We start from the raw sequence: 7490 nt of genomic DNA, 5'->3' as shown, positions 1-7490 counted from the left end.
TTTATATTTTAATATTTATCATATTTAATATAAGATGGATCATAATAAATCCACTGACTTCCTCCAAGATTTAGCCATCCATTTTGGTTTATATATACTAAATAAGCTTCAGGAGGGTTTAGCTTACGTATGACTGAAGATGATGTTGATGGACCACTTCTTAAATTCACATTCGTTCCTTGAATATATGCCACTCCAATTGGACCACCATCGCTATTTCCATACTTAACATAATCAATGTATGAGGGATCATTGTATATCCATTGTCCCGCTCCTAAATCTAGCCATCCATTACTTTCCTGATAAACTACATACGATTCTGGAGCGTTCAACTTACGAATAACTGAAGATGATGTTGATGGACCACTTCTTAAATTCACGTCCTTTCCGCGAATATAAGCAACCCCTTTCGTTTGTGGTTGTGGATTAGGCTGAATCGGAGGGAGAGGATTTGATGCTAATCCCAAAATTGTAGTAATTCCGCTTACATATGCTTGGCATAAATCTTCTATAAACTGCTGGTTTTTTAATAAGTTCGCATCAAATGTTGTATCGATGAAAGCAGTTTCTGTTAATAATGCATCCATTGCAGTTTCTCTTAACACTGCATAATTCGCTTTTTTTGCCCCTCGATCACGAAGACCATATTTTGTTAGTACAGACTTTACTGCTGTATGCATCTTTTGTTGCTTACTTGCTGCAGAGCTGCTATCTGATAATCCGTTATAAATATAACTTTCAAACCCTGTTCCACCACCACTATTAATGTGAAATGAGATAAAAAAGTCTGCCCCAAAAGAATTAGCAATATTTGCACGTTCGGATAATGAGATGAATATATCGCTATCACGTGTCATTTTAATAGTAATGGTATAGTTTGCAAGTAAAATATCTCGAACACGCTTCGCAATTTGCAGTGTTAAATCTTTTTCAACTAGACTGTTTCCAACACCTCCAGAATCATATCCACCATGTCCTGCATCTATAACGAGCTTCATATATCATTTCCTTCCTCTATTTAATAAAGCATATATTTATGCTCGTCCTATTCTATGTAAATCATAAAGAATTGGTTACAAAAACAGATAAAAAACCGCCTTATATAAGGCGGTTTCTATCAGCTCGATTTAACCAATTTAAAATAAATATGTAAGATTGATAATGAATATGACGTATACAAAATAAGCTAAATAAAATCGCAATCCCAATGCCGCTATATAATAAGCCAAACTTCAAAAAAATATTTAAAATTGGTGGAAAGTGAGCTGTATGTTGCAAGAAAAATAAAGTACAAAACAAAATAAAAAACACTGGAATGTATTGCCATTCATACGGTTTGCGCTTTTTACGCATCATTTTCCGAATAAAAATTTGACATAGTTCTGCTACTACAAAACAGCCTCCAACTAGAAAAAGACCCGTTGTCATCGTCATACATCCACCTGCCTTCTATTCATTTCCCTGCCTAGTTACTAGAAACGTTTCGTATATATTTCACTGTTCAATACAAAACCTAGGTTCCCTATAAAAGACTTGGCTTGCTCGGTTAACTCTCCCTGTAACACCTTGATATCCTTCATATTTCTCTGTTTCATCATCTCTTCAAATGTAAAATAGGCATTCGTTCCATATCCATAGCCTTGATAATCAAAATGAATCATTAAATTAGATAATATAGCACTCTCACCTCGTGTCAAATAATCAATTACACCAATATATGTATCATCAGCTTTTATACAATATTGAACATCTTTTTTCACTAAGCTATGTGACGCAAACATTTCCTCAACAACTTTTTCTGTTTCAAAATTCACTTTTTCAAATGTAATCACGCTTTGTCCATCCTTTTATTATTATTGTATCAAGTACCATACATATTTATGAAAAAAACCTTAAGATCGAATGCGATCTTAAGGTTTTCCTAATTAAACTAAGCTATACGCACGTTTTGTTTCTTCATGAAAATGATTCGTATCATATTTATGCTCAACATAAATTTGGTGCCATACCATAAATGCTAGTACTGTCCAAATTTTACGGCTATAATCGCCTTTATCTGCACAATGTGCTTCCAGTAAGTTTAGTACATACTGTTTGTCGATTAAATGCTCAGTTTTGCTTTCTTTAATAATATTAACAGCCCAGTCGTGCATTTCATCTTTTAACCAATGACGAATCGGTACTGGGAAGCCAAGTTTTTTACGGTCTAACACGTGATCTGGAACAATTCCGCGCACTGCTTCACGTAAAATTGCTTTTGTTGTTCCATTTGCGATTTTTAATTCTGTTGGAATTTTAGACGCAACGTCAAATACTTCTTTATCCAAGAATGGTACACGAAGTTCCAATGAATTTGCCATCGTCATTTTATCAGCTTTTAATAAAATGTCGCCACGTAGCCATGTGAACATGTCGATGTATTGCATTTTGCTTACATCGTCATAATCTTTGATTTCATTATACAATGGCTTCGTGATATCCATATAGTTAATACTTTCATTATAATACTTCATTAATTCAGCTTTTTCTTCTTCACGGAAGATTTTCGCATTTCCATAGTAACGTTCTTCAATTGGTGTACATCCACGCTCTAAGAAGCTTTTCCCTTTAAATCCTTCTTTAAGCGCACCACTTAATGCTTTTAATACGCTCTTTCCTGGAGTAGGAATGTAAGAGAACATTTTTAAAGAATTTGGCTCACGATAAATGTTATATCCACCAAACAGCTCGTCCGCACCTTCACCAGAAAGAACTACTGTTACATGCTTGCGTGCTTCTTTTGCTACGAAGTACAACGGCACAGCAGCTGGATCAGCTAAAGGATCATCCATATGCCAAATAATTTTTGGGAATTCATTCATAAATTCTTTTGCTGTAATGAAGACACTATGGTTAGTAACACCTAATTTTTCTGCCGTTTCTTTTGCTACATCAACTTCACTGAAGCCGCGGCGCTCAAAACCAACAGAGAATGTTAAAAGGTTTGGATTCATTTCTCTTGCGATAGACGCAATGATAGATGAATCGATACCACCAGATAAGAATGAACCTACTGGTACATCACTACGCATATGCACTTTTACAGAGTCGTATAATACATCGCGAATTGCTTGAATGTGCTCTTCTTTCGTTGCACTTGAAGCATTGAAATACGGTTTCCAGTAGCGATGAATTTCCATCTCTTTACCGATTTCTTTCACAAAATAATGACCAGGTTCAATTTTGTTAATATCAGTTGTTAACGTTTCTGGTTCTGGTCCATATTGGTACGTAAAATAATGTTGCAGCGAAGTTGGGTTTACATCTTTATCTTGCATAACCTGCATGATACTTTTCTTCTCAGATGCAAAGAATGTTGTATCACCTTGCTGTGCGATATATAGTGGCTTAATACCGAAATGGTCACGTGCTCCAAAAAGTTTTTTCTCTTCACGATCCCAAATCATGAATGCGAACATACCGCGAAGGTAGTCTACACATTTCTCTTTCATATGTGCATACAATGCAATGATAACTTCTGTATCAGATTGCGTAGCAAATGTTGCACCTTTTTCAAGTAGCATTTCACGTAATTCTACATAGTTGTAAATTTCACCATTAAAAATAATTACATATCGATCATTTTCATAAGTTAGCGGCTGATGTCCTGCCTCTAAGTCAATGATACTTAAACGGCGGAAGCCAAATTGTACATGTTCATCACGAAAATATCCTTCGTCATCTGGACCACGGTGGAAAATAATCGTGTTCATATTTTCAAATTGATGTTTTTCTGTTTCTGAAAACTCTCTAGGGTTTTCACATAAACATCCTACAAAACCACACATACTTCTTACCCTCTTTCAGTTTTCATTCTGTTTCTATACTACTATATCAACCCTATTTATACTAGCATAATCGACTCAATATGGCGACAAAAAAACTATAAAAAATCACTCCGTTTCACATTTTTAACATTTTTTTCTGCAAAGATGAAAAATAGGCACTCACATTCACTCGCTTTTGTCATATGATATTGCAAATTGATTTCTAGGAGGGAATACCATGAGTGAAGAACAAAAAGATTCCTCTTCTCGTCCACCTGTTCGCAGTTATTTAAAGCAGATTGACGATTTTTTCGAGCAAACACCTCTTCGTAATGTAATTGCTGATTTGAATCATTTTTTTCAAAAAGGAAATCGTTTATTAACATTTCCTGTAGATTTATATGAAGCCGGCAAAGACCTCGTTGTCAAAGCTGAACTCCCAGGGATTCAAAAAGAACAAATACAAATCGAAATACAGAGTGAATACTTAAAAATTTCTGTAACAGAAGACGTGCTTGAGGAAACGAAAGAGCATACATCTCATAACTATTATCGCCGTGAACGCTCAATGTCAGAAGCCTCTCGCATTATTAAATTACCATATTTAATTAATAAAAAGACAGCAAAAGCCTCTTATCAAAACGGCGTATTAGAAATTCGCGCACCAAAACTTCCACAGCAACATGATATTTTATCCATAGATTAACATTTACTATATATCTAAATCCCAAAATACAGTTATAAAAAGAAGGATGCCGAAGCATCCTTCTTTTATTCCAATAATCGTTTCATATCACGTAAGATATCTTCATATGGCGTATTGCTAATTCCACTATACTTCTTCATCACTTTTCCATTTTGATCAACTAAATAAAATGATGTACCATGCATAACTTGATCATCATTATCTGGTTTATCTACAAGTGTTTGGAAGTTATCCTTTGCAAACTTCTTCACATCTTCTAATGAGTATCCTGTAAGCAAATTCCAGTTCTTCGTATCTTCTGTGAATTTTTGTATAAATGCTTTCAAATCTTCTGGCTTATCAACTTCAGGATCTACACTAAACGAAACAAATTGAACATCTAAGTTCTGTTCTTTCGCCATTTTTTGTAACTTGGCCATATTTGCAGTCATCGGTGGACAAACCGTTTTACAATGAGTAAACATAAAATCAGCTACCCATACTTTCCCTTTTAAATCTTTCGTTCCAAACTGTTTACCATCTTGATTTATGTATTGGAAAGTTTCTAAATCCCAATTTAATGGTTTACGGAGTTTTGATCCTGAGTCGCATCCTGCAAGTATAAAGAAGCAAAAAACAACTAAAAGACCAATCAGCTTTTGATAACGCTTCATTTTCAAACCTCTCTTCTCTTCCCTTAATTTATGTAAGATATGTCTATCATAACAAAAGTAAACACTATGAGAAAATTGTTTATCCTATTTGTTCACGAAATCGTGCGAAATTAAGTAAATCACTTCCTATTTTCAAGCGAATTAATAGACAAATGCTCCATTGTTTACTAATTATTATTTCTTTGTTACCTCTTTATATAACATTTTATCTTCTCTTTTAACTAACTTTAGGTAAGAAGTCTCCCTCCTCTAAGCGTTAGCATAGATAGTGAGTAGTTCACATGCTAGCTTTCTATTTTGTAAAGATGTTCGCACCATTTTTTACAATCTTTTAATTGTTAATCAACTTTTTTCACTGTTTTCCTTTACAACATTTCGGTACAATACGGCTGCAAAGATTTCAAATAAGGTGATGTTCATGGTAAAACGCTATGAAAACATGGATAATATTAATACAAAAAAAGATTCGTTCATTTTTAAGATGGTGTAAAGAACGAAAACAAAACAGGTTTTTCAATGCTACACATTTCATTCCCATGCATTACGGTGCTTTTGCACTTGCAGATGAGACACCAAGAGAAGCCATGACAAGACTTCGTAATAACTGGAATTTACGTATGTTGCCTTGGGAACAACTTCATGTGTTATTTCTAGGGCAAACTTTTATTTTAGAAAAAATGTCTTCTGAAATAAAAGAATCTGTAAAAAAGCACATAAAGCTATAAATTCCCTTCCTCTTTTATGCATATAATGAAAGAGAACTCTAAATAATCAAGTGTTTTTTGTTCATATAAATCTGTAAAAACGGAGAGGAATATTATATGAAGGAATATTTACAACGGCGCTTTATGATTTCAATAAGTGCCATCATCACGATAATCATTGTATATTACTACCAGTTATGACATCGCAACTAATGTTTTTTCACCCCTCACTGATTATTAACTCTCACGAACTGGACTTTTACGGGTAGTAATACCCCACCTATCTTTTTTACTTGGATATTACTGACCGTGAATAGCAAAATAAAAAAGAGCTACTCTCAGGTAGCTCTTTTTCTATTCAGCAAAATATGAAAATCCAATTGCACCTGCACCCGTGTGAGTACTAATAACTGGCGTTGTATAAAAAATTTCTGTTTGGGTAAAACCGCTTATTTTTTCAACAGCTTCCTTCATTTTTTGCGCTAATGGCAATGCTTTTGCATGCGGCACAGCTACTGATTTTACTGTTTTACCAGCTATGTCTTCTTCAAACATTTTCATCAATGTTTTTACAATTTGGCCTTGGCTACGTACTTTTGCAACTGGATTGAGGACACCGTCTTCAACAATTGCAATTGGCTTTATGTTTAGCAAAGAACCAATCATCGCTTTTCCTTTTCCGATTCTGCCACCTTTTACAAGGTTTTCTAACGTATCTACAACAACATATAAACGTGTGTTTTTTCGCACTTCTTCAACACGTTTTAAAATATCCTCTAAAGAATGTCCTTCTTGCGCCATTTTTGCTGCTTCAATTACTTGATAGGCTAAAGCATGCGTAATGTACAATGAATCTACTACTGTAACTTTTGTATCAGTCATTGTTGCTGCAGTATTAGCTGTCGCAACCGATCCACTTAAACCGTGTGTTAAGTGGATCGATAGAACTTGGCTACCGTCCTCTCCTAAACGATCGTACATTTCAACAAATGATCCGACCGCCGGTTGTGATGTTTTTGGTAATTCTTCTGACTTTTCCATTTCTTCAATAAATTCATCCGGTTGTAGGTCAACACGATCTAAGTATGTTTTTCCATTCACAGAAATGGATAATGGGATAACATGAATACCATATTTTTCAATCACGTCTTGTGATAAATCCACCGTTGAGTCTGTAACAATTTTAATTTTTTGCATATTCTACTTCTTCCCTTTCCAATACGCTCTCCTTGTTATTATACTAGCATTCCCAAGGCTTTCAACCATTTGAAACCATTTTTCAATAAAAATCTTCTGTTTTATGCCTAAAAAGAAAACGACAGGGTGCATTTACGCTGTCGTTACTTTCAATTATGCATTTTTTTCAAGAGTATTTGTTTTATACACATTCGAATAATCATTCCACTTTAAGCAGCTTTGCAAATATTCGCGAAAAGAGTATGAGAATCTCGGTTGTTTTTGTTTTTGAATTTTAGCGATAAATAATTGAAGACGCGACTGAATTAGAAATGCTAACGGATGCTGTGCTTGTAGGACAGGAATTTCAAATATTTTAATACAATTCCCTGTTGAATGAGTGAAATAAAAACTTTTCATGATCACGATATCAATCCTCTTTTTC

8 protein-coding genes and 1 pseudogene are annotated in these 7490 nt (G+C 34.5%); 2 read left to right on the top strand and 7 right to left on the bottom strand.

From position 1 onward, the window contains the following. Positions 1–8: 8 nt before the first annotated feature. The 4 genes from V7183_RS23400 to asnB form a co-directional block, all read right to left on the bottom strand. Positions 9–998: an N-acetylmuramoyl-L-alanine amidase gene (locus tag V7183_RS23400; RefSeq protein WP_097898622.1), complete on the bottom strand. Its 990-nt coding sequence runs from the start codon at positions 996–998 to the stop codon at positions 9–11. Positions 999–1098: 100 nt separating this feature from the next. After that, the gene (locus V7183_RS23395) at positions 1099–1434 is read right to left on the bottom strand and encodes a hypothetical protein (protein WP_170958187.1); all 336 of its coding nucleotides are present in this window, start codon (positions 1432–1434) and stop codon (positions 1099–1101) included. A 38-nt stretch (positions 1435–1472) separates the two neighbouring features. Further along, positions 1473–1832 carry a GNAT family N-acetyltransferase gene (locus tag V7183_RS23390; RefSeq protein WP_335361002.1) on the bottom strand — a complete coding sequence of 120 codons (360 nt, stop codon included), beginning with the start codon at positions 1830–1832 and terminating at the stop codon, positions 1473–1475. Positions 1833–1925: 93 nt separating this feature from the next. After that, a complete protein-coding gene (gene asnB / locus V7183_RS23385; protein ID WP_097898619.1) occupies positions 1926–3827 on the bottom strand; it encodes an asparagine synthase (glutamine-hydrolyzing) in 1902 nt (633 codons plus the stop codon). A gap of 217 nt (positions 3828–4044) precedes the next feature. Here asnB and V7183_RS23380 point away from each other — a divergent pair, with 217 nt between their 5' ends. Continuing rightward, positions 4045–4512, top strand: coding sequence for an Hsp20/alpha crystallin family protein (locus V7183_RS23380; protein ID WP_097898618.1), 468 nt, complete (start codon positions 4045–4047; stop codon positions 4510–4512). Between the two features lie 65 nt (positions 4513–4577). Here the strand turns inward: V7183_RS23380 and V7183_RS23375 are convergent, their stop codons facing one another. Further along, positions 4578–5165: an SCO family protein gene (locus V7183_RS23375; protein ID WP_097898617.1), complete on the bottom strand. Its 588-nt coding sequence runs from the start codon at positions 5163–5165 to the stop codon at positions 4578–4580. A 515-nt stretch (positions 5166–5680) separates the two neighbouring features. On the opposite strand from V7183_RS23375, the pseudogene V7183_RS23370 reads away from it, so the two are divergent. Beyond that, positions 5681–5890: pseudogene (locus tag V7183_RS23370) on the top strand (MBL fold metallo-hydrolase); the annotation flags it as partial. Between the two features lie 333 nt (positions 5891–6223). On the opposite strand, the gene V7183_RS23365 reads toward V7183_RS23370, so the two are convergent. Both V7183_RS23365 and V7183_RS23360 read right to left on the bottom strand, forming a co-directional pair. Further along, on the bottom strand, positions 6224–7066 hold the full coding sequence (locus V7183_RS23365; RefSeq protein WP_335361001.1) for a DegV family protein: 843 nt from the start codon (positions 7064–7066) through the stop codon (positions 6224–6226). 153 nt (positions 7067–7219) lie between these two features. After that, positions 7220–7471, bottom strand: coding sequence for a DUF2535 family protein (locus V7183_RS23360; RefSeq protein ID WP_141523306.1), 252 nt, complete (start codon positions 7469–7471; stop codon positions 7220–7222). Positions 7472–7490 lie beyond the last annotated feature (19 nt).

The sequence above is a fragment of the Bacillus sp. JJ1127 genome, from assembly GCF_036965845.1.
Lineage (GTDB): Bacteria > Bacillota > Bacilli > Bacillales > Bacillaceae_G > Bacillus_A.
Note: the sequence above shows the minus strand (reverse complement) of the source record. Positions and strands in the feature narration are given on the sequence as shown.